Genomic DNA, 20,419 nt, shown 5'->3' on the forward strand with positions numbered 1-20,419 from the left:
GTCTGCGGCATCGGGCCGTCAGTCGCAGCAACAACCAGGATCGCGCCGTCCATCTGAGCAGCACCGGTGATCATGTTTTTAACATAGTCGGCGTGCCCCGGGCAGTCTACGTGTGCGTAGTGGCGGGTCGGGGTATCGTATTCAACGTGAGAAGTGTTGATGGTGATACCACGCGCTTTTTCTTCCGGAGCGTTATCGATCTGGTCGAATGCACGAGCAGCACCGCCGTAGGTTTTAGCCAGTACGGTGGTGATTGCAGCGGTCAGGGTAGTTTTACCGTGGTCAACGTGGCCGATGGTGCCGACGTTAACGTGCGGTTTTGTACGTTCAAATTTTTCTTTAGACACGGCTATATTCCTTACTATAGCGCTCTCCCCTTCAGGAGAGAGCACGGGATTTTGGTTTTTAACCCTGCGGCTTATTTACCACGGGCTTCGATTACGGCCTGAGCAACGTTGTTCGGCGCATCATCATACTTCAGGAATTCCATAGTGTACGATGCGCGACCTTTGGTCAGAGAACGCAGCTGAGTTGCATATCCGAACATTTCAGACAGCGGTACTTCAGCGTGGATCTTAACGCCTGTAACTTCAGATTCCTGACCTTTGAGCATACCACGACGGCGGCTAAGGTCGCCGATAACGTCACCGGTATTCTCTTCAGGTGTTTCTACTTCAACCTTCATGATCGGCTCAAGCAGAACTGGTTTTGCTTTCTTAAAGCCTTCTTTAAAGGCGATAGACGCAGCCAGTTTAAACGCCAGCTCAGAGGAGTCAACGTCATGGTAAGAACCGAAGTGCAGACGCACACCGAGATCAACTACCGGATAACCCGCCAGCGGGCCAGACTTCAGCTGCTCCTGGATGCCTTTATCAACGGCCGGGATGTATTCGCCAGGAATTACACCACCTTTGATGTCGTTGATGAACTCGTAACCTTTCGGGTTAGAGCCCGGCTCCAGCGGGTACATGTCGATAACAACATGACCATACTGACCGCGACCACCAGACTGTTTCGCGTGTTTACCTTCGATGTCGGTAACTTTCGCGCGAATCGCTTCGCGGTAAGCAACCTGAGGTTTACCCACGTTAGCTTCAACGTTGAATTCACGCTTCATACGGTCAACGATGATATCCAGGTGAAGTTCACCCATACCAGCGATGATGGTCTGGTTAGATTCTTCATCAGTCCATACGCGGAATGACGGGTCTTCTTTCGCCAGACGGCCCAGAGCCAGACCCATTTTTTCCTGGTCAGCTTTGGTTTTCGGTTCTACCGCGATGGAGATTACCGGCTCAGGGAATTCCATACGTTCCAGAATGATCGGGTTTTCCGGATCACACAGGGTGTCACCGGTAGTCACGTCTTTCAGGCCGATAGCAGCCGCGATGTCGCCCGCGCGAACTTCTTTGATCTCTTCACGTTTGTTGGCGTGCATCTGAACGATACGACCGAAACGCTCACGTGCGGTTTTCACGGAGTTCAGTACGGTATCACCAGAGTTAACCACACCGGAGTACACACGGAAGAAGGTCAGGTTACCCACAAACGGGTCGGTAGCGATTTTGAACGCCAGCGCAGAGAACGGCTCGTCGTCGCTTGCGTGACGCTCAGCCGGAGTATCTTTACCGTCGTCCAGAATACCGTTGATCGCAGGTACGTCGACCGGGGATGGCAGGTAATCAATTACCGCATCCAGCATCGCCTGAACACCTTTGTTCTTAAATGCAGAACCACAGGTTACCAGGATGATTTCGTTGTTCAGAACGCGCTGACGCAGAGCTTGTTTGATCTCTTCTTCAGTCAGTTCTTCACCACCCAGGTATTTTTCCATCAGCTCTTCAGAAGCTTCTGCGGCGGACTCGATCAGGTTCTGGTGCCATTCGTTAGCCAGGTCCTGCATGTCAGCCGGGATATCTTCGTATTCGAAGGTAACGCCCTGGTCGGCATCGTTCCAGTTGATGGCTTTCATTTTCACCAGGTCAACAACGCCGGTGAAACCTTCTTCAGCACCAATTGCCAGCTGCAGCGGAACCGGGTTCGCGCCCAGACGGGTTTTGATCTGACCAACAACTTTCAGGAAGTTCGCGCCCATGCGGTCCATTTTGTTAACGAACGCAATACGCGGAACTTTGTATTTGTTTGCCTGACGCCATACGGTTTCAGACTGCGGCTGAACACCACCAACTGCGCAGTAAACCATTACCGCACCATCGAGAACACGCATGGAACGTTCTACTTCGATAGTGAAGTCAACGTGCCCCGGGGTGTCGATGATGTTGATGCGATGCGGTTCATACTGCTTAGCCATACCAGACCAGAATGCAGTAGTCGCTGCGGAGGTGATAGTAATACCACGCTCCTGCTCCTGCTCCATCCAGTCCATGGTAGCTGCGCCGTCATGAACTTCACCGATTTTGTGGTTTACACCGGTGTAGAACAGAATACGTTCGGTAGTAGTGGTTTTACCGGCGTCGATGTGCGCACTGATACCGATATTACGGTAGCGTGCGATGGGTGTTGTACGAGCCATTTGATTCCTCGTTGATATCTTTAGGCGTTCAGTTAAGTTATCCAAAACGGGCGACTTACCTGAAGCGCCCGCCTGGTGACTATGACTCCGAAGGGATTACCAACGGTAGTGTGCGAACGCCTTGTTGGCTTCTGCCATACGGTGAACGTCTTCACGTTTCTTAACTGCAGTACCTTTGTTGTCTGCAGCATCAGAAAGTTCGTTCGCCAGGCGCAGAGCCATGGATTTATCACCGCGTTTACGAGCAGCTTCTACGATCCAACGCATTGCCAGAGCATTACGACGGACCGGACGGACTTCAACTGGTACCTGATAAGTAGAACCACCTACACGGCGGGATTTAACTTCTACAGTCGGGCGAACGTTTTCGAGAGCGACTTCGAAAGCTTCCAGTTCAGATTTACCAGAACGCTGAGCCAGGGTCTCCAGCGCGCTGTATACGATTGATTCTGCAGTAGATTTTTTACCATCTACCATCAGGATATTGACAAATTTAGCCAGCAGTTCTGATCCGAACTTCGGATCCGGCAGAATTTTACGCTGACCAATGACGCGACGACGTGGCATGGAAATACTCCGTTGTTAATTCAGGATTGTCCAAAACTCTACGAGTTTAGTTTGACATTAATTTAAAACGTTTGGCCTTACTTAACGGAGAACCATTAAGCCTTAGGACGCTTCACGCCGTACTTAGAACGAGCTTGCTTACGGTCTTTAACGCCGGAGCAGTCAAGCGCGCCACGAACGGTGTGGTAACGAACACCCGGGAGGTCTTTAACACGACCGCCACGGATCAGGATCACGGAGTGCTCCTGCAGGTTGTGACCTTCACCACCGATGTAGGAAGTCACTTCAAAACCGTTAGTCAGACGAACACGGCAAACTTTACGCAGTGCGGAGTTCGGTTTTTTAGGAGTGGTAGTATATACACGAGTACATACGCCACGTTTTTGCGGGCATGCTTCCAGCGCAGGCACGTTGCTTTTCGCAACTTTGCGAGCACGTGGTTTGCGTACCAGCTGGTTAACTGTTGCCATTAAATAGCTCCTGGTTTTAGCTTTTGCTTCGTAAACACGTAATAAAACGCCCTCACACAATATGAGGACGCCGAATTTTAGGGCGGTGTCGAAAAGGTGTCAAGAAATATACAACGATCCCGCCATCACCAGGCCATCTGGTTGGCATACTTAACCGTGAGTCTGACAAACTCAGTATAGTCAACCCTGACGACACTGTCTGAAATTTGACCACCCAGGCCGCGGGCGTCAATGTCTTCTTTCAAGGCATAGACCGTTATGGGGGCATCGCGCAGACTTTCAAGGAAGCGGTTACCTTCAATCGCGACGGTAACGCCATCCTGGAGCAACAAAAGCGCATCGCCCTCTTTTAGCAGGCGCAGCAAAGCGGGAAAATCAACGCCCGAAGCGCAATGAGGTAAGGTATGCAGCATAAACGCCTCAGAATCTCAGGATGACATCATAGTTGCCAAGCTCGCGGCGTAACGCCACGGGTTCCAGCGGCGTGGCGTCTACCACAAAATTAACGTTCTCCAGACCACGCTCGCGCAGCGATGCCGCGCAGATCCAGCATTGATCAATATCGTACAAATCAAAGAGCTTGAAAGTAGCAATATAGTCACGCGCCAGCACAGCGTCTGGTTTTTGTCCCGGTAATAACTGAAAGACGCCGTCGCTGATAAAAAAGACGCCCAGCGCTTCCGTTAGCGCTGACGTCGCCAGCAGCGCATCCAGCCCTTCACGACCTGAGGCGCTACCATGTGGCGCGGTGGAAAAGACAAATGCAATACGTTTCATTAAAACTGCACCACCCGATCGCAGGTGAGAGATGCCTCCGCCAGCGCGCCCAGGCCGCTTAGCGTAAAGCCCGGCTGAAGATTGGCGGACGGCAACCCCAGTCTGCCGGCTTCAGTTTCATCAATAATACCGCGACGAAGCGCCGCCGCGACACAGATGTTCAGCGCTACGCCATGCTGCGTATTCAATTTCTGCCAGGCGCGTACCAGATCATATTCATCGCTCGCCGGCGAGGTCAGGAGATTGGCGTTATAGACCCCTTCCCGATAGAAAAAGACGCTGGCTAACTCATGCCCCTCATTGAGCAGCGCGTGGGCGAACTGCAATGCGCTGCTGGCCTGCTGGGTGCCATATGCCGGCCCGGTGACCATAATGGCATAACGCATTATTTATCCTGCCCCTGAAAATCGCCGCTTTTGAACTGGCGAATATAGAGGTAAACCGTGTGTTTTGAGATATTCAGACGATCGGCTACCTGGTTAATGGCGTCTTTAATATCGAAAATGCCTTTTTCGTACAGGTTAAGGACGATCTGACGATTTTTCGCATTGTTAGAGACATTACGATCGGCATTTACCTCTTCGATCGTGAACTCCAGCGTCTGGGTGACTAAATCTTCGACTGAGGAGGCAAAATTAACCGCTGAGCCGACTTCCGGCGTTTCCGGCGGAATAAAGGTATTCATAATCTGTGAAAATGGCACATCAAGATTCATGTTGATGCACAGTAGGCCAATGACGCGCTGCTCGCGGTTGCGAATGGCAATCGTCAACGACTTCATCAAGACACCGCTTTTCGCGCGCGTGAAATAGCATTTCGACACGCTACTGTCCGCCCCTGTCATGTCGTGCAACATGCGCAACGCCAGGTCGGTAATCGGCGAGCCAATTTTACGGCCCGTATGTTCGCCATTGGCAATACGAATGGCTGAACATTTTAGATCCTGCAAAGAGTGCAATACGATTTCACAATGGGAACCTATAAGCATCGCTAACCCGTCCACTACCGCTTCGTAGGATTTCAGAATATCGAAGTCGGTTTGCTCGAAGGGACGCTGATCCAGCAAATCAAGTTCACTGGTTTCGTTGGTTAAAAGCGACCTGGACATGAAAAAAAACACTCCTTTTCAGGAGCCTGTCGTTATGTTTTCAGGGCAGGCTCATTATTTACGCGGATGATTAAATTAATACAGTGAGGGTTCATCTTTCCAGTACTAATTTGCTCGTCTATTTCAGGCTACGTGTGCGTTGGCGGTCATTCAGCCTACGGTCTCGCCCTTAACGACCAGCGCAAGCGCCGTTATCCGCAAATCAAATTATGGTGAGTAATATATCCGGCCTGCATAAAAAAAACCGCCGCTATTACAAGCGGCGGCTCTCAGTTTTTATTTTTTAGCAGCATCTGCGGCTTTAGCGCCAGCCGCATCGGCAGGTTTAGCATCCGCTTTCGGCGCTGGTTTGATATCCAGCAGCTCTACGTCGAATACCAGGGTGGAGTTCGCCGGGATACCCGGAACGCCCGTTTTACCGTAGGCCAGCGCCGGTGGGATAACCAGCTTGATCTTGCCGCCTTTCTTAATATTTTTCAGGCCTTCAGTCCAGCCTGGGATAACGCCGTCCAGACGGAAGGAGAGCGGTTCGCCGCGCGTGTAAGAGTTATCAAACTCTTTACCGTCGATCAGCGTACCTTTGTAGTTCACCACAACGGTATCACTATCTTTCGGCGCCTCGCCTGTGCCTTCTTTCTCTACTTTGTAAAGCAGGCCGGTAGAGGAGGTTTTCACGCCTTTCTCTTTAGCAAAAGCGTCGCGGAACGTTTTACCTTTTGCTTCGTTATCGGCAGCGTCCTTTTCCATCTTCGCCTGAGCAGCGCTCTTCACGCGTGCTTCAAACGTCTGCAGCGTTTGCTCAATTTCCTGATCGGACAGTTTGCTCTTATCGGCAAAGGCATCCTGAACGCCGGCAATCAACTGATCTTTATCCAGTTTGATGCCCAACTTTTCCTGCTCTTTAAGCGAATTGTCCATATAACGACCCAGCGAGGCGCCCAGCGCATAAGCCGCTTTTTGATCGTCGTTTTTAAATGCTGCTTTGCTATCAGCGGTAGCTGCCGGTTTCGCCGCATCAGCAGCAAAAGTGATCGGTGCATGCATAGCAACGGCCATCGTAGTTGCCAGCAGCGTGGCTTTAAACAGTGATTTCATCCATATCTCCAGGGCCGGGGCATCTCGCCCCATGTTAACTTACGTAAGAAGCGTACTATAAATCGTTGCAGAACAAATCAACATACGAACACGCCCTATTATCACTTCTTTTCAGACTCTTTTTGTTTAAATTAGTTTCGTAGGGCGCGTAATGGTTGCTGTGAAAGCCGGTAAAGTTAAGTAGAATCCGCCGACGGAGACAACATAAAGAGGTACATCATGCAGGATATCACGATGGAAGCTCGTCTGGCTGAACTGGAAAGCCGTCTGGCGTTCCAGGAGATTACCATAGAAGAACTAAACCTGACGGTAACCGCACATGAAATGGAGATGGCGAAGCTGCGAGATCATCTGCGTTTGCTCACGGAAAAGTTAAAAGCCAGTCAGCCGTCAAATATCGCCTCTCAGGCAGAAGAAACGCCGCCGCCGCATTATTGAGACGAAAAAAAAGCGGGGTTAACCCGCTTTTTTGTGCCCGATGATTTATCGAACCAATGATAATACCCTAAGGATTTCGAGTCACAGCAAGGCGGCAAGCTTGAAAATTCCCCGGGAGCATAGATAACTATGTGACCGGGGTTTGAAAGCGTAGCCAACACCGCGGTGGCTTGAAAGACGACGGGGATCAGTGGCAACCGCAGCCGCCTTTACCACCACCACCGCAGCAGCCTTCGCCGCCGTGCTCGTGACCATGGTCATGACCATGACCGCCACAGCAGCCATCTTCACCGTGATCGTGGTGGTGATCGTGCGCGCCGTGAACATGACCGTGAGCCAGTTCTTCTTCAGTCGCTTCACGAATCGCAACAACTTCTACGTTAAATTTCAGATTCTGGCCCGCCAGCATGTGGTTACCATCAACCACAACGTGATCGTCTTCCACTTCGGTAATCTCTACCGGTACCGGGCCCTGGTCGGTTTCCGCCAGGAAACGCATCCCTACCTGCAGTTCATCAACGCCCATAAAGACGTCTTTAGGAACGCGCTGCACCAGGTTTTCGTCGTACTGACCGTATGCGTCGTTTGCGCCAACAGCAACATCGAATTTGTCGCCAACTTCATGACCGTCCAGCGCGGTTTCCAGGCCAGAGATCAGGGAGCCGTGGCCGTGCAGATAATCCAGCGGCGCACTCACCGGAGACTCATCAACCAACACACCGTCTTCTGTACGTACCTGATAGGCCAGGCTGACCACCAGGTCTTTTGCTACTTTCATGATATCTCCTGAGCATGGGAAGAATAGTGGCGCAGATTGTAGCGGAATTCTGCAGCCGTGTACCCCTTAGCTTAAAAAAACCTGCGGCATATCGCTAGTCCGGATGAAAAATCCCGATCACTTGCTCTTCTTTGCGAACATGCTCGCGAACGTCTTTATCCGCTTCCCGCATTTGATGCCCGCACTTAACGCATTCAACAATATCGACATTATTTTCACGCCACATCGCCATTGTATCCTGCGCCTGACAGGCCGGACATTTCGCGCCTGCAATAAAACGTTTACGGATTGCCATTGTTCACCTCTACTCAAATTCATCCCAGCCATCCAACTGGCGCCGTTCCTGTTGCATTTCGCGCTGAAAAATCTCCTCCAGCTCGCGTCGGGCCTCTCTGGCGCGCGAAATCTGTACCATGTCACTATGCTCCGGGATCAGCTCCCGCAACATTCGCATATCCAGCCGACGAAAATGCAACTGCGCGCGTTGCGCCTGATGCGGATGCATACCTAACGACACCAGAGTCTTACGTCCCAATTCCAGCGCGCTGGAAAACGTTTCACGGGAAAACTGCGTGACGCCAGCCTGTAATAACTCATGGGCCTCCACACGTCCACGCGCTCGCGCAAGAATATGCAGATGAGGAAAATGCTGCTGACACAGCGCCACCAGCTTCATCGTGTCTTCCGGTTCATTACACGTGATGACTATCGACTCCGCCGCCTCCGCGCCCGCAGAACGCAGCAGCTCGACTTGTGTAGCGTCGCCGTAATACACTTTATAACCATATTTGCGCATCAGATTAACGGCGCCGATATCGCGTTCCAGCACGGTGATACGCATCTTATTCGCCATCAATAAGCGGGCGATCACCTGACCAAAACGGCCAAAGCCGACGACAATCACCTGGGGCTTATCATCCTCAACCCACGGCTTTTCATCATTCTCTTCCGGGCCATTAAGGCGGCGCGATAACCACTTATCAATCCCTTTCATCAGTAGCGGCGTGGTCATCATTGATAACGTGACAGTCACCAATAATAACGCCATCTGATCGCCCTGAAACAGGCGCTGAGAAGAGGCGGTAGAAAAGAGCACAAAAGCGAACTCGCCCCCCTGACTCAGCACGCTGGCAAACTGCATCCGTTCAGAACTTCTTATTCCATATACCCGCGCCAGCAGATACAGCGTCAGCATTTTTATGACGACCAGAATAACAACGCTCGCCGCCACCCACAGTAAATGGGTATAAAGTACGCCGAGATTTAGCGACATACCGACGGAGATAAAGAACAGCCCAAGCAGTAAACCTTTAAAGGGATCGATAGCGTTTTCCAGCTCATGCCGGTATTCGCTCTCTGCCAGTAAAACGCCGGCAATGAAGGTTCCCAGGGCCATCGACAGTCCCAGCGCATCCATAAATAAGGCGGCGCTCAACACCAGCAACAGCGTCGCCGCAGTGAAGACCTCCCGTACGCCGGACGCAGCAATAAAACGAAACACCGGGCGCAGCAGGTAACGACCGCCAATCAGCATTACCGCGAAGGCCAGTACCTTCATTGCCACTTTAAACCAGTCGAAATGTTCGCCGGCCGATCCTGCCAACAAAGGCACCAACGCCAGCGCGGGGATCACTGCTAAATCCTGAAACAGTAAGACGGAAAACCCTAGCTGCCCGGACTCGCTACGATTCATGCCTTTCTCGCGCATCAGTTGTAGCGCCATCGCCGTCGAAGACATCGCCAGGCCAATCCCGCCGACGACCGCCGCCTGCCATAAGAAATCAGCAAGCATCAATAATCCCGCCAGCACCGCCGCGCTTAACAGCACCTGAGCAGCGCCGACGCCGAAGATAGAGCGCCGTAGTTGCCAAAGCCGGGACGGATTGAGTTCGAGACCAATGATAAACATCAGAAACACGACACCCAGTTCGGAAAAGTGCAGGATCTCGTCAACGTCGCTGATAAATCCCAGCCCCCACGGACCGATGGTGATTCCCGCCAGCAAATACCCTAATACCGCGCCGATGCCCAGCCTCGCGGCTAACGGCACCGCCGCCACCGCCGCGAAGAGGAACAACACTCCCGCGGTCAATAAATCAGCACCTTCCATCAATAGCCTCCCGCGCTCACAGGATTCGCCAGCCACTCGCCATAGGCTTTCGCATGACTGGCCAGCGTCTGCGGCGACTGGCGGCGCGCCCAGTACACAATAATGGGCGGCATCCAGTGCATCCGGCACATGGCCGCGGTCAGTTCAAAGGGGCGCAGTACATCGCTCATTGGATAGCGGTTTAGCGCGTCATACCGGTAAGCGCTCTCCGGCTCGCCGGTCGTAATCACGCTACGCCAGTACTTTCCCACCAGTTGGTTTCCCCCTGGTCCGCTGGCGAACCCCCGACTCAAAACGCGATCAAGCCATTCTTTCAGTAAAGCCGGACAGCTATAGGTGTAAAGGGGATGCTGAAAAACAATGACGTCGTGCTCACGTAACAGGGCTTGTTCATAGGGCGTGTCGATAAAAAAATCAGGATAGCGCGCATAAAGATCGTGCACGGTTACGTTATTGTGCTGTATGGCCGGTTTAAGCAGTACCCGGTTAGCAACCGAGTCCTGAGATTCCGGATGGGCATACAACAGCAAGACTTTCGCTGGCTGAGACATCAATCCCCCTCCCGGTTGTTTTGGGTCGATACATGCCATTCTTCAGGCCGCTTCTACGTTGACAGCGTTTGTTCAACTCAGAAACGTACTCTATGTCCGCCGCAGAGGATTAATGAGAGATATTCTTGTCCCTCACCAAAGGCGGCCTGAATGATTTTGTGTATCGTTGTTGTTTTGAGCTACCATTGCGCTCCAGCGCGGCGGTACGCCCGAATACTACATTATCATAATGATAAATTAACATAGTCTGAACATACGGCGCCTTATGATTGTTTTCTCCTCGTTACAAATTCGTCGCGGCGTGCGCGTCCTACTGGACAATGCCTCGGCTACCATTAATCCAGGCCAGAAAGTCGGCCTGGTGGGTAAAAACGGCTGCGGTAAATCTACCCTGCTGGCATTGCTAAAAAATGAAATCAGCGCCGATGCCGGGAGTTTTACCCTGCCCGGAATCTGGCAATTAGCGTGGGTGAATCAGGAAACACCTGCGTTGCCTCAGCCAGCGATTGAGTATGTCATTGACGGCGACCGTGAATACCGGCAGCTGGAGGCGCAGCTTAACGACGCCAACGAACGTAACGACGGACATGCTATCGCCTCCATACATGGCAAGCTGGACGCCATCGACGCATGGACCGTTCGTTCGCGCGCCGCCAGCCTGCTACACGGTCTCGGCTTCTCTAACGATCAGCTGGAACGTCCGGTCAGCGACTTTTCCGGCGGCTGGCGGATGCGCCTTAACCTGGCCCAGGCGCTGATTTGCCGTTCCGATTTACTGCTGCTCGACGAACCGACCAACCACCTCGATCTGGATGCCGTTATCTGGCTGGAAAAATGGCTGAAGAGCTATCCGGGCACCCTGATTCTGATCTCCCACGATCGCGATTTTCTTGACCCGATAGTGGATAAAATTATCCATATCGAACAACAGACTCTGTTCGAGTACACCGGCAACTACAGCGCGTTTGAAGTTCAGCGCGCCACGCGCCTGGCGCAACAGCAGGCGATGTATGAGAGTCAGCAGGAGCGTGTGGCGCATCTGCAAAGCTACATCGACCGTTTCCGCGCTAAAGCGACCAAGGCCAAGCAGGCGCAAAGCCGTATCAAGATGCTGGAGCGTATGGAGCTGATTGCGCCGGCTCATGTCGACAACCCGTTCCATTTCAGCTTCCGCGCGCCGGAAAGCCTGCCGAACCCGCTGCTGAAGATGGAAAAAGTCAGCGCAGGTTATGGCGATCGCATCATTCTGGAATCCATCAAGCTGAACCTGGTGCCCGGCTCGCGTATCGGCCTGCTGGGCCGCAACGGTGCGGGGAAATCGACGCTGATCAAGCTGCTGGCGGGCGAACTGGAACCGTTGCACGGTGAAATCGGCCTCGCCAAAGGCATTAAGCTCGGCTACTTCGCCCAGCACCAACTGGAGTTCCTGCGCGCCGATGAATCCCCGCTGCAGCATATGGCGCGTCTGGCGCCGCAGGAACTGGAGCAGAAGCTGCGCGACTATCTCGGCGGCTTCGGTTTCCAGGGCGACAAAGTAACGGAAGAGACGCAACGTTTCTCCGGCGGCGAGAAAGCGCGCCTGGTGCTGGCGCTGATCGTCTGGCAGCGTCCAAATCTGCTGCTGCTCGATGAACCGACCAACCACCTGGATCTCGACATGCGTCAGGCGCTCACCGAAGCGCTGATTGATTTTGAAGGCGCATTGGTCGTCGTGTCGCACGACCGCCACCTGATTCGCTCCACCACTGACGACCTCTATCTGGTTCACGACAAAAAGGTCGAGCCGTTCGACGGCGACCTGGAAGATTATCAGCAGTGGCTGAGCGACGTGCAGAAGCAGGAAAACCAGGCCGACGACGCACCGAAGGAAAACAACGCCAACAGCGCCCAGTCACGCAAAGATCAGAAGCGTCGCGAAGCCGAGCTACGCACTCTGACGCAGCCGCTGCGTAAAGAGATTACCCGTCTGGAAAAAGAGATGGAAAAGCTCAACGCCCAGTTAGCGCAGGCGGAAGAGAAGCTTGGCGACAGCAGCCTGTATGACCCAAGCCGTAAAGCGGAGATGACCGAGTGTCTGCAACTGCAGGCCAGCGCCAAATCCGGGCTGGAAGCGTGTGAAATGGCATGGCTTGAGGCGCAGGAGCAGCTTGAGCAAATGATGCAGAACGACTAACGCGCGGGGCGGACGATGAACCTGTCAATCACCGATGACATTATTTTCCGCAAGCTCACCATCTTCATGATGTTTGTGGAGAAGGGTAACATCGCCCGCACCGCCGAGGCGCTGCACACGCTGGAAGAGAACGTTCGTTGTCCGCTGTTCGTCCATAAAGGCCTCTTCGGTACTCGTCCCGGTATAAAGATTACCGTTGCAGTCGGCAGCACCGGAACAGAAGCCTGCGTTATGTGATTTAGCGGCAAAGGTTGCCGTGATTTATTTTCGTCAGCGCGTCGTTCACGCCAAATAATGTAAACGTCACCTCATCAACGCCAAGATTTTTCAGACGCGCAGTGTGTTTTTTAATATAAGCCTGCGCCGTTTCTTCGGATTCAAACAAGTAAATGCCGCCAGCTTGCTGGTTTTTCTCGCTTTCTGTCCAGATTTTCCAGATGAAGCCCGGCTCCTCATTGATAGACTCCGCCAGCCCGACCAGTTGCTGAGTCATCTCCTCGCCAAAAGGGCCGCTAAAGTTAAAATGGATCTGTAAAAGTGTCTTCGACATGCCTTCTCCTTGAGTCACATAACTATCGTGTTGCCACACTACCACGATTAATTCGGCTGATGCAGAGGTTCACGCGATTTCTGTGGGGTATTGCGCGCGCCTTGCATACCGCCCCCGCTGGTGAAATGAGGCGCAATTTTATTTCGCCAGACGACCAATTGAACGTAAAATCACATATTGACTAATCTGTGAACCTTATGCGCGGTATAGTATTGTTTCCAATTATCAATTGTTCTGGTGCTATGGTTGAGATCACGTCCACAGAAATGACCCCGCCTGTCAATGACTCGCATGAATTTATTCCCATGCGTGGCATTCGTAATCGCCATTTACAAACTATGCTGCCGCGCTTAATCCGCCGCAAAGTGAAGTTCAACGCCCACTGGCAGCGGCTGGAGCTACCGGACGGCGATTTTGTCGATCTGGCATGGAGCGAAGAACCGCAACAGGCAAAGCATAAACCGCGGCTGGTGGTCTTTCACGGTCTGGAAGGCAGCCTGAACAGCCCCTATGCCCACGGGCTGATTGAGGCGGCGCAAAAGCGCGGCTGGCTGGGCGTGGTGATGCACTTTCGCGGCTGTAGCGGCGAACCCAACCGTCTGAATCGTATTTACCACTCCGGTGAAACGGAGGACGGAGCCTGGTTTTTACGCTGGCTACAGCGGGAGTTCGGCACCGTTCCGACAGCCGCCGTGGGCTATTCGCTCGGCGGTAATATGCTGGCGTGCCTGCTGGCGAAAGAAGGCCGTGATATTCCCATCGAGGCGGCGGTGATTGTTTCTGCGCCCTTCGTTCTCGAAGCCTGTAGCTACCACATGGACAAAGGGTTTTCCCGCGTCTACCAGCGTTATTTGCTTAATCTGTTAAAAGCGAATGCGTCACGCAAACTGGCGGCGTATCCCGGGTCGCTGCCGGTGAATCTGGCGCAACTGAAATCAATGCGCCGTATTCGCGAGTTTGACGACCTGATCACCGCGAAAATTCACGGCTTTGCCGACGCCATCGACTACTATCGTCAGTGTAGCGCCATGCCGTTGCTTAACCAGATTGCTAAACCGACGCTGATTATTCACGCTAAAGACGATCCGTTTATGGATCATCATGTGATCCCTAAAGCGGAAGATCTGCCCCCGCAGGTGGAATATCAGCTGACTGATCATGGCGGACACGTAGGATTTATCGGCGGTACGCCGCTGCGCCCTGAAATGTGGCTGGAACGCCGAATTCCTGACTGGCTGACAACGTACCTGGAGGCGTCATCATGATCATTCCCTGGCAGGGGCTCGCCCCCGACACGCTGGACAACCTGATCGAAAGCTTTGTGTTGCGCGAAGGCACCGATTATGGTGAACATGAACGTTCGCTTGAACAAAAAGTCGCTGACGTAAAACGCCAACTGCAATCCGGCGAGGCCGTGCTGGTATGGTCTGAATTACATGAAACGGTCAATATTATGCCGAAAAAGCAGTTTCGCGAATAAAACGCCTTTGCCGACAATACATTATTACTAAAGCTCAATCATGGAGTTGCCATGTCAGCCAAACATCCGGTGATAGCAGTAACAGGGTCAAGCGGCGCGGGGACCACCACCACCAGCCTCGCGTTTCGTAAAATTTTCGCGCAGTTAAATCTGCACGCCGCCGAGGTGGAAGGCGACAGTTTTCATCGTTACACCCGCCCGGAAATGGATATGGCGATCCGCAAAGCGCGTGACGCCGGGCGGCATATCAGCTATTTCGGGCCTGAAGCCAATGACTTCAGCCTACTGGAACATACCTTTATTGAGTACGGGCAGACGGGTAAAGGCCAGTCGCGTAAATATCTGCATACCTATGATGAAGCCGTACCGTGGAATCAGGTTCCCGGCACGTTTACGCCCTGGCAGCCGCTTCCCGAACCGACCGATGTGCTGTTTTATGAAGGACTGCACGGCGGCGTCGTCACCCCGCAACATGATGTCGCGCGTCATGTTGATCTGTTGGTTGGCGTGGTGCCTATCGTCAACCTCGAGTGGATTCAGAAACTGATTCGCGACACCAGCGAGCGCGGACACTCCCGTGAAGCGGTGATGGATTCCGTGGTGCGTTCCATGGACGACTACATCAATTACATTACGCCGCAGTTCTCGCGTACCCATATTAACTTCCAGCGCGTGCCGACCGTCGACACGTCCAATCCGTTCGCCGCAAAGGGTATTCCCTCGCTGGATGAGAGTTTTGTGGTGATCCATTTCCGCAATCTGGAAGGGATCGATTTTCCCTGGCTACTGGCGATGCTCCAGGGCTCGTTCATTTCTCACATTAATACATTAGTGGTGCCGGGCGGCAAAATGGGGCTGGCGATGGAGCTGATTATGTTGCCGCTGGTGCAGCGATTAATGGAAGGCAAAAAAATCGAATAACCGCGGTGAAATGCCCGATGGCGCTACGCTTATCGGGCCTACGAGATAAAAACGGGTAGGCCGGATAAAGCCACGCCGCCATCCGGCATCACATGTTACGCCGCAATCACTTCATACGAATGGGTAATATTGACCGCTTTTTCCAGCATTAGCGCCACCGAGCAATATTTTTCCGCGGAGAGATCGACAGCGCGCGCGACGGCAGCCTCTTTCAGATCGTTGCCGGTAACGATAAAATGCAGATTAATGTGCGTAAACAGGCGCGGCGCGTCTTCCCGGCGCTCGGATGTCAGCTTCACTTCGCAATTGGTGACATTCTGACGGCCCTTTTGCAGGATTGATACCACATCAATAGCGCTACATCCGCCAGCCGCCATTAATACCATCTCCATCGGACTCGGCGCTTTGTCACCGGAGTTGCCATCCATTAAAATCTGGTGGCCGGAGGAGGACTCTCCGAGGAACGTGAGCCCTTCAACCCACTTTACACGCGCTTGCATATTTCGTAACTCCAATGTTTCAATTTTCCTGAAAGATTACGCGCATACAACAAAAGTCGCAATGGAAGGCGACCTGGGTCATGCTGAAGCGAGACACCAGGAGACACACGGCGAAAGCTATGCTAAAACAGACAAGATGCTACAGTAATACATTGACGTACTGCATGTATGCAGAGGACATCACATTACAGGCTACAATCTATTTTCGTAGCCCCCTTCCCAGGTAGCGGGAAGTATATTTTTGCAACCCCAGAGACAGTGCCGTTTTCTGGCTCTGGAGACAGCTTATAACAGAGGATAACCGCGCATGGTGCTTGGCAAACCGCAAACAGACCCGACTCTTGAATGGTTCTTGTCTCATTGCCACATTCATAAGTACCCGTCAAAGAGCACGCTGATTCACCAGGGTGAAAAAGCAGAAACGCTGTACTACATCGTTAAAGGCTCCGTGGCAGTGCTGATCAAAGATGAAGAAGGGAAAGAAATGATCCTTTCTTATCTGAATCAGGGTGATTTTATTGGTGAACTGGGCCTGTTTGAAGAAGGTCAGGAACGCAGCGCCTGGGTACGTGCGAAAACCGCATGTGAGGTCGCTGAAATTTCCTACAAAAAATTTCGCCAATTAATCCAGGTCAACCCGGATATTCTGATGCGCCTCTCTTCCCAGATGGCTCGTCGCTTACAAGTCACCTCTGAAAAAGTAGGTAACCTCGCCTTCCTTGACGTCACCGGGCGTATCGCTCAGACGCTGCTGAATCTGGCGAAACAGCCCGATGCCATGACGCACCCGGATGGGATGCAGATCAAAATCACCCGTCAGGAAATCGGCCAGATCGTCGGCTGCTCCCGCGAAACCGTTGGTCGTATTTTGAAAATGCTGGAAGATCAAAACCTGATCTCCGCGCATGGCAAGACCATCGTCGTCTACGGCACCCGTTAATTCCGTCAGAATGGCGCGTTTTATCATGCGCCATTTTTGTTTGCATCGATGTGGCGAAGACTGATTTATCACCCAGAGATTAATTACGCACTACGGCAAACGCTGGTGCTGTGCCTGCCTGTGGCTGTCGGTTTATTGATAGGCCAGCTACACCTGGGCTTGCTTTTCTCTCTCGTTCCCGCCTGCTGCAACATTGCAGGTCTGGATACCCCGCACAAACGTTTTTTTAAACGCCTGATCATCGGCGCGTCGCTGTTCGCCGGATGCAGTCTGGTAACGCAACTTCTGCTGGCGGAATCCATCCCCCTGCCGTTGATCCTGACCGGGCTCACGCTGGTGCTTGGCGTGACGGCGGAAATTAGCCCGCTTCACGCGCGGCTACTGCCAGCGTCGCTGATTGCCGCCATATTTACCCTGAGTCTTGCGGGATACATGCCCGTCTGGGAGCCGCTGCTCATTTATGCGCTGGGCACGCTATGGTACGGCGTGTTTAACTGGTTTTGGTTCTGGCTATGGCGCGAACAGCCGCTGCGCGAGTCATTGAGTTTGTTATACCGTGAACTGGCCGATTATTGTGAAGCGAAATACAGCCTGCTCACCCAACATATCGATCCGGAAAAAGCGCTGCCTCCCCTGCTGATACGCCAGCAAAAAGCGGTCGATCTCATTACCCAGTGTTACCAACAGATGCATATGCTTTCGGCGCACAACAACAATGATTACAAGCGTCTACTGCGGGCTTTTCAGGAAGCGATGGATTTGCAGGAGCACATCTCCGTCAGCTTGCATCAGCCGGAAGAGGTACAGAAACTGGTAGAACGCAGCCATGCGGAAGAGGTGATTCGCTGGAATGCGCAAACGGTCGCCGCCCGCCTGCGCGTGCTGGCGGATGACATTCTTTATCATCGTCTGCCGACGCGCTTCTCCATGGAAAAACAGATTGGCGCTCTGGAGAAGATCGCCAATCAGCATCCTGAAAATCCGGTAGGCCAATTCTGCTATTGGCACTTCAGTCGAATCGCCCGTGTGCTGCGTACTCAGCGACCGCTGTACGCCCGCGACCTGATGGCCGATAAACAGCGTCGTCTGCCGCTACTTCCGGCGCTGAAAAATTATATGTCTCTTAAATCGCCGGCGCTACGCAACGCCGGACGCATCAGCGTGATGATGAGCATCGCCAGTCTGATGGGCAGCGCGTTGCACCTGCCCAAACCGTACTGGATCCTCATGACGGTGCTGTTTGTCACCCAAAACGGCTATGGCGCGACGCGCGTACGTATTCTGCACCGTTCGGTCGGAACGCTGGTTGGCCTGGTGATTGCCGGCGCCACGCTGCACTTACATATTCCCGAAAGCATTACGCTGGCGGTCATGCTGGTACTAACGCTGGCAAGTTATCTGATTATTCGTAAAAACTACGGCTGGGCGACGGTCGGCTTTACGGTGACGGCGGTATACACCATCCAGTTACTGACGTTAAACGGAGAGCAGTTTATTGTGCCGAGGCTGATCGATACGCTTATTGGCTGTTTAATTGCCTTTGGCGGCATGGTCTGGCTGTGGCCGCAATGGCAAAGCGGGCTATTACGTAAAAACGCCCATGATGCGCTGGAAGCCGATCAAGAAGCTATCCGACTGATCCTCAGTAACGATCCGCAGGCCACCCCGCTCGCTTATCAAAGAATGCGGGTCAACCAGGCGCATAACACGTTATTCAACTCGTTAAATCAGGCAATGCAGGAACCCGGATTTAATACCCACTATCTGTCGGATATGAAACTATGGGTCACGCACAGCCAGTTTATTGTCGAGCATATCAACGCCATGACGACGCTGGCGCGGGAACACACCATGCTGACGCCGGATCTGGCGCAGCGCTATCTGCAATCTTGCGAGATTGCGATTCAGCGCTGCCAGCAGCGCCTGGAGTACGACAGGCCAGGCGGCTCCGGCGATGTCAATATTCTGGAGTCGCCGGACATGCCGTCACATGGCTTATTGAGCACTCTGGAGCAACATTTACAGCGCATCATCGGCCATCTGAACACCATGCACACCATTTCGTCGATGGCCTGGCGTCAGCGTCCGCATCACGGTATCTGGCTGAGTAAGCGGCTACGGGATACAAAAAGTTAAGTCCGACTGCCGGATGCGCTACGTTTATCCGGCAATCCGCCATCAGGCCACCACCTTCCCTACCGCCTGCGCAAAGCGCTGCATTCCTTCATTGATATCCGCCTCTTCCACCACCAACGACGGGGCAAAACGCATCACGTCGGCTCCGGCATTGAGCACCATCACGCCGGCCTCCGCGCCTGCGCACAGAAAATCGCGCGCCCGACCTTTATACTTCGGCTTCAGTTCCGCGCCAATCAGCAGCCCCATGCCGCGAATATCGCTGAAAATGTCAAATTGCTCGTCAATCGCCTGCAAATGTTGCACAAACTGTTGCCGCTTAGTGTGAATGCCTTGTAGTACCTCTGGCGTATTAATAATATCGAATGCCGCGCCAGCCACCGCACAGGCCAGCGGATTGCCGCCATAGGTTGAACCGTGCGAACCGACATGGAAAGCCGAGGCGATCTCCTGCGTGGTCAGCATGGCGCTCACCGGAAAACCGCCGCCTAACGCTTTGGCGCTGGTGAGGATATCCGGCGTGACTCCGTAGTGCATATAGGCAAACAGGTCTCCGGTGCGCCCCATCCCGCACTGTACTTCATCAAACACCAGCAACGCCTGATGCTCGTCACACAGGTCGCGTAACCCTTTGAGGAATTCCGGTGTAGCCGCCTGCACGCCGCCTTCACCCTGAATCGGCTCGACCACCACCGCGCAGGTGTGGTCATCCATTACCGCTTTCACCGCATGAAGATCATTGAAGGGAACGTGAATAATATCGGCGGGTTTCGGCCCAAAGCCGTCGGAATATTTTGGCTGCCCGCCGACAGAGACAGTAAACAAGGAACGGCCATGAAAGGCGTTATGGAAGGCAATGATTTTCGTTTTGAACGGGCTATGGCGCACGCAGGCATAATGACGCGCCAGTTTAAAAGCGGTTTCGTTCGCTTCGGTGCCGGAATTCATAAACAGCACGCGCTCGGCAAACGTGGCGTCGATCAGTTTACGTCCCAGACGCAACGCCGGTTCATTGGTAAAAACGTTACTGGTATGCCACAAGGTTTCCCCCTGGGATTTCAGCGCCTCGACCAGTGCCGGATGGCAATGGCCCAGCGCAGTCACTGCAATCCCGCCGGCGAAATCGATATACTCTTTACCCTGCTGATCCCATACGCGACTGCCTTTACCTTTGACCGGAATAAAGTCCGCCGGTGCATAAACAGGCAGAATCACCTCATCAAAAGTTGCGCGTGTAATAGCCGTTTGTTCAGTTGCCATATCATTACCACCCGGTTAAGTAGAAATACCAG

General features: G+C 53.1%; 24 protein-coding genes. 8 read left to right on the top strand and 16 right to left on the bottom strand.

Going from position 1 to position 20,419, the window contains the following annotated elements; all coding sequences use genetic code 11:
• The 9 genes from ACLD4K_RS19295 to fkpA form a co-directional block, all read right to left on the bottom strand.
• Nucleotides 1-347 (bottom strand): GTP-binding protein (locus tag ACLD4K_RS19295; protein WP_000031702.1); only part of this gene is annotated, 347 nt, incomplete at its 3' end.
• Between the two features lie 71 nt (nucleotides 348-418).
• Nucleotides 419-2,533 carry an elongation factor G gene (fusA, locus tag ACLD4K_RS19300; RefSeq protein WP_000124693.1) on the bottom strand — a complete coding sequence of 705 codons (2,115 nt, stop codon included), beginning with the start codon at nucleotides 2,531-2,533 and terminating at the stop codon, nucleotides 419-421.
• Between the two features lie 96 nt (nucleotides 2,534-2,629).
• Nucleotides 2,630-3,100 (bottom strand): 30S ribosomal protein S7, encoded by a 471-nt coding sequence (rpsG, locus tag ACLD4K_RS19305; protein WP_001138042.1) that lies wholly within the window; start codon nucleotides 3,098-3,100, stop codon nucleotides 2,630-2,632.
• 95 nt (nucleotides 3,101-3,195) lie between these two features.
• Nucleotides 3,196-3,570 carry a 30S ribosomal protein S12 gene (gene rpsL / locus ACLD4K_RS19310; RefSeq protein ID WP_000246815.1) on the bottom strand — a complete coding sequence of 125 codons (375 nt, stop codon included), beginning with the start codon at nucleotides 3,568-3,570 and terminating at the stop codon, nucleotides 3,196-3,198.
• A gap of 125 nt (nucleotides 3,571-3,695) precedes the next feature.
• Complete coding sequence (tusB, locus tag ACLD4K_RS19315; RefSeq protein WP_000903398.1) at nucleotides 3,696-3,983, bottom strand: sulfurtransferase complex subunit TusB; 288 nt, start codon at nucleotides 3,981-3,983, stop codon at nucleotides 3,696-3,698.
• A gap of 7 nt (nucleotides 3,984-3,990) precedes the next feature.
• The gene (gene tusC, locus ACLD4K_RS19320) at nucleotides 3,991-4,347 is read right to left on the bottom strand and encodes a sulfurtransferase complex subunit TusC (protein ID WP_000820705.1); all 357 of its coding nucleotides are present in this window, start codon (nucleotides 4,345-4,347) and stop codon (nucleotides 3,991-3,993) included.
• Nucleotides 4,347-4,733 (bottom strand): sulfurtransferase complex subunit TusD, encoded by a 387-nt coding sequence (tusD, locus tag ACLD4K_RS19325; protein ID WP_001268012.1) that lies wholly within the window; start codon nucleotides 4,731-4,733, stop codon nucleotides 4,347-4,349. Before tusD ends, tusC begins: the two co-directional genes overlap by 1 nt.
• Nucleotides 4,733-5,455 carry a transcriptional regulator gene (locus tag ACLD4K_RS19330; RefSeq protein WP_000091471.1) on the bottom strand — a complete coding sequence of 241 codons (723 nt, stop codon included), beginning with the start codon at nucleotides 5,453-5,455 and terminating at the stop codon, nucleotides 4,733-4,735. Before ACLD4K_RS19330 ends, tusD begins: the two co-directional genes overlap by 1 nt.
• A gap of 276 nt (nucleotides 5,456-5,731) precedes the next feature.
• Nucleotides 5,732-6,550, bottom strand: a complete 819-nt coding sequence (fkpA, locus tag ACLD4K_RS19335; protein ID WP_063916903.1) for an FKBP-type peptidyl-prolyl cis-trans isomerase — start codon at nucleotides 6,548-6,550, stop codon at nucleotides 5,732-5,734.
• Nucleotides 6,551-6,769: 219 nt separating this feature from the next.
• Between fkpA and ACLD4K_RS19340 the strand changes: the two genes are divergently transcribed.
• Nucleotides 6,770-6,988 (top strand): protein SlyX, encoded by a 219-nt coding sequence (locus ACLD4K_RS19340; RefSeq protein WP_001152701.1) that lies wholly within the window; start codon nucleotides 6,770-6,772, stop codon nucleotides 6,986-6,988.
• A gap of 187 nt (nucleotides 6,989-7,175) precedes the next feature.
• On the opposite strand, the gene slyD is transcribed toward ACLD4K_RS19340, so the two are convergent.
• The 4 genes from slyD to kefG form a co-directional block, all read right to left on the bottom strand.
• Nucleotides 7,176-7,766, bottom strand: coding sequence for a peptidylprolyl isomerase (gene slyD, locus ACLD4K_RS19345; protein WP_000861316.1), 591 nt, complete (start codon nucleotides 7,764-7,766; stop codon nucleotides 7,176-7,178).
• Between the two features lie 94 nt (nucleotides 7,767-7,860).
• Nucleotides 7,861-8,061, bottom strand: coding sequence for a YheV family putative zinc ribbon protein (locus ACLD4K_RS19350; RefSeq protein WP_001007735.1), 201 nt, complete (start codon nucleotides 8,059-8,061; stop codon nucleotides 7,861-7,863).
• A gap of 9 nt (nucleotides 8,062-8,070) precedes the next feature.
• Nucleotides 8,071-9,876 (bottom strand): glutathione-regulated potassium-efflux system protein KefB, encoded by a 1,806-nt coding sequence (gene kefB, locus ACLD4K_RS19355; protein ID WP_411012350.1) that lies wholly within the window; start codon nucleotides 9,874-9,876, stop codon nucleotides 8,071-8,073.
• Entirely contained in the window at nucleotides 9,876-10,427 is a 552-nt protein-coding gene (kefG, locus tag ACLD4K_RS19360) for a glutathione-regulated potassium-efflux system ancillary protein KefG (protein ID WP_000081820.1), read from the bottom strand. Before kefG ends, kefB begins: the two co-directional genes overlap by 1 nt.
• A 265-nt stretch (nucleotides 10,428-10,692) precedes the next feature.
• Between kefG and ACLD4K_RS19365 the strand changes: the two genes are divergently transcribed.
• Nucleotides 10,693-12,600, top strand: a complete 1,908-nt coding sequence (locus tag ACLD4K_RS19365; RefSeq protein WP_411012351.1) for an ABC transporter ATP-binding protein — start codon at nucleotides 10,693-10,695, stop codon at nucleotides 12,598-12,600.
• A gap of 15 nt (nucleotides 12,601-12,615) precedes the next feature.
• Complete coding sequence (locus tag ACLD4K_RS19370; protein ID WP_001054021.1) at nucleotides 12,616-12,837, top strand: LysR family transcriptional regulator; 222 nt, start codon at nucleotides 12,616-12,618, stop codon at nucleotides 12,835-12,837.
• 1 nt (nucleotide 12,838) lies between these two features.
• Here the strand turns inward: ACLD4K_RS19370 and ACLD4K_RS19375 are convergent, their stop codons facing one another.
• Nucleotides 12,839-13,150: a monooxygenase gene (locus tag ACLD4K_RS19375; protein ID WP_000047690.1), complete on the bottom strand. Its 312-nt coding sequence runs from the start codon at nucleotides 13,148-13,150 to the stop codon at nucleotides 12,839-12,841.
• A 197-nt stretch (nucleotides 13,151-13,347) separates the two neighbouring features.
• Here ACLD4K_RS19375 and ACLD4K_RS19380 point away from each other — a divergent pair, with 197 nt between their 5' ends.
• From ACLD4K_RS19380 to ACLD4K_RS19390, 3 genes are read left to right on the top strand one after another with little or no spacing between them, the layout of a single operon-like run.
• Nucleotides 13,348-14,415 carry a hydrolase gene (locus tag ACLD4K_RS19380; protein ID WP_411012352.1) on the top strand — a complete coding sequence of 356 codons (1,068 nt, stop codon included), beginning with the start codon at nucleotides 13,348-13,350 and terminating at the stop codon, nucleotides 14,413-14,415.
• Complete coding sequence (locus tag ACLD4K_RS19385) at nucleotides 14,412-14,630, top strand: YheU family protein (RefSeq protein ID WP_000586568.1); 219 nt, start codon at nucleotides 14,412-14,414, stop codon at nucleotides 14,628-14,630. Before ACLD4K_RS19380 ends, ACLD4K_RS19385 begins: the two co-directional genes overlap by 4 nt.
• A 51-nt stretch (nucleotides 14,631-14,681) precedes the next feature.
• The gene (locus ACLD4K_RS19390; protein ID WP_001274690.1) at nucleotides 14,682-15,551 is read left to right on the top strand and encodes a phosphoribulokinase; all 870 of its coding nucleotides are present in this window, start codon (nucleotides 14,682-14,684) and stop codon (nucleotides 15,549-15,551) included.
• 95 nt (nucleotides 15,552-15,646) lie between these two features.
• On the opposite strand, the gene ACLD4K_RS19395 is transcribed toward ACLD4K_RS19390, so the two are convergent.
• Nucleotides 15,647-16,051: an OsmC family protein gene (locus ACLD4K_RS19395; RefSeq protein ID WP_001148918.1), complete on the bottom strand. Its 405-nt coding sequence runs from the start codon at nucleotides 16,049-16,051 to the stop codon at nucleotides 15,647-15,649.
• Nucleotides 16,052-16,358: 307 nt separating this feature from the next.
• Between ACLD4K_RS19395 and crp the strand changes: the two genes are divergently transcribed.
• Both crp and ACLD4K_RS19405 read left to right on the top strand, forming a co-directional pair.
• Entirely contained in the window at nucleotides 16,359-16,991 is a 633-nt protein-coding gene (gene crp, locus ACLD4K_RS19400) for a cAMP-activated global transcriptional regulator CRP (RefSeq protein WP_000242758.1), read from the top strand.
• A 48-nt stretch (nucleotides 16,992-17,039) separates the two neighbouring features.
• Nucleotides 17,040-19,127 (top strand): YccS/YhfK family putative transporter, encoded by a 2,088-nt coding sequence (locus ACLD4K_RS19405; protein WP_183058795.1) that lies wholly within the window; start codon nucleotides 17,040-17,042, stop codon nucleotides 19,125-19,127.
• Between the two features lie 42 nt (nucleotides 19,128-19,169).
• Here ACLD4K_RS19405 and ACLD4K_RS19410 read toward each other — a convergent pair whose 3' ends face one another.
• On the bottom strand, nucleotides 19,170-20,387 hold the full coding sequence (locus tag ACLD4K_RS19410) for an aspartate aminotransferase family protein (RefSeq protein WP_411012353.1): 1,218 nt from the start codon (nucleotides 20,385-20,387) through the stop codon (nucleotides 19,170-19,172).
• Nucleotides 20,388-20,419: the final 32 nt, after the last annotated feature.

It is taken from the genome of Salmonella sp. 741265055_HSA (assembly GCF_046569525.1).
Lineage (GTDB): Bacteria > Pseudomonadota > Gammaproteobacteria > Enterobacterales > Enterobacteriaceae > Salmonella > Salmonella enterica.

Coding starts and splice junctions, on each gene's coding strand:
- rpsG (WP_001138042.1), bottom strand. CDS start 3,100: ATGCCACGTCGTCGCGTCATTGGTCAGCGTAAAATTCTGCCGGATCCG.
- ACLD4K_RS19330 (WP_000091471.1), bottom strand. CDS start 5,455: ATGTCCAGGTCGCTTTTAACCAACGAAACCAGTGAACTTGATTTGCTG.
- ACLD4K_RS19340 (WP_001152701.1), top strand. CDS start 6,770: ATGCAGGATATCACGATGGAAGCTCGTCTGGCTGAACTGGAAAGCCGT.
- ACLD4K_RS19395 (WP_001148918.1), bottom strand. CDS start 16,051: ATGCAAGCGCGTGTAAAGTGGGTTGAAGGGCTCACGTTCCTCGGAGAG.
- rpsL (WP_000246815.1), bottom strand. CDS start 3,570: ATGGCAACAGTTAACCAGCTGGTACGCAAACCACGTGCTCGCAAAGTT.
- fkpA (WP_063916903.1), bottom strand. CDS start 6,550: ATGAAATCACTGTTTAAAGCCACGCTGCTGGCAACTACGATGGCCGTT.
- tusC (WP_000820705.1), bottom strand. CDS start 4,347: ATGAAACGTATTGCATTTGTCTTTTCCACCGCGCCACATGGTAGCGCC.
- tusB (WP_000903398.1), bottom strand. CDS start 3,983: ATGCTGCATACCTTACCTCATTGCGCTTCGGGCGTTGATTTTCCCGCT.
- ACLD4K_RS19405 (WP_183058795.1), top strand. CDS start 17,040: ATGTGGCGAAGACTGATTTATCACCCAGAGATTAATTACGCACTACGG.
- ACLD4K_RS19385 (WP_000586568.1), top strand. CDS start 14,412: ATGATCATTCCCTGGCAGGGGCTCGCCCCCGACACGCTGGACAACCTG.
- ACLD4K_RS19390 (WP_001274690.1), top strand. CDS start 14,682: ATGTCAGCCAAACATCCGGTGATAGCAGTAACAGGGTCAAGCGGCGCG.
- ACLD4K_RS19365 (WP_411012351.1), top strand. CDS start 10,693: ATGATTGTTTTCTCCTCGTTACAAATTCGTCGCGGCGTGCGCGTCCTA.
- ACLD4K_RS19350 (WP_001007735.1), bottom strand. CDS start 8,061: ATGGCAATCCGTAAACGTTTTATTGCAGGCGCGAAATGTCCGGCCTGT.
- ACLD4K_RS19375 (WP_000047690.1), bottom strand. CDS start 13,150: ATGTCGAAGACACTTTTACAGATCCATTTTAACTTTAGCGGCCCTTTT.
- tusD (WP_001268012.1), bottom strand. CDS start 4,733: ATGCGTTATGCCATTATGGTCACCGGGCCGGCATATGGCACCCAGCAG.
- ACLD4K_RS19380 (WP_411012352.1), top strand. CDS start 13,348: ATGCGCGGTATAGTATTGTTTCCAATTATCAATTGTTCTGGTGCTATG.
- fusA (WP_000124693.1), bottom strand. CDS start 2,533: ATGGCTCGTACAACACCCATCGCACGCTACCGTAATATCGGTATCAGT.
- crp (WP_000242758.1), top strand. CDS start 16,359: ATGGTGCTTGGCAAACCGCAAACAGACCCGACTCTTGAATGGTTCTTG.
- slyD (WP_000861316.1), bottom strand. CDS start 7,766: ATGAAAGTAGCAAAAGACCTGGTGGTCAGCCTGGCCTATCAGGTACGT.
- ACLD4K_RS19410 (WP_411012353.1), bottom strand. CDS start 20,387: ATGGCAACTGAACAAACGGCTATTACACGCGCAACTTTTGATGAGGTG.
- kefG (WP_000081820.1), bottom strand. CDS start 10,427: ATGTCTCAGCCAGCGAAAGTCTTGCTGTTGTATGCCCATCCGGAATCT.
- kefB (WP_411012350.1), bottom strand. CDS start 9,876: ATGGAAGGTGCTGATTTATTGACCGCGGGAGTGTTGTTCCTCTTCGCG.
- ACLD4K_RS19370 (WP_001054021.1), top strand. CDS start 12,616: ATGAACCTGTCAATCACCGATGACATTATTTTCCGCAAGCTCACCATC.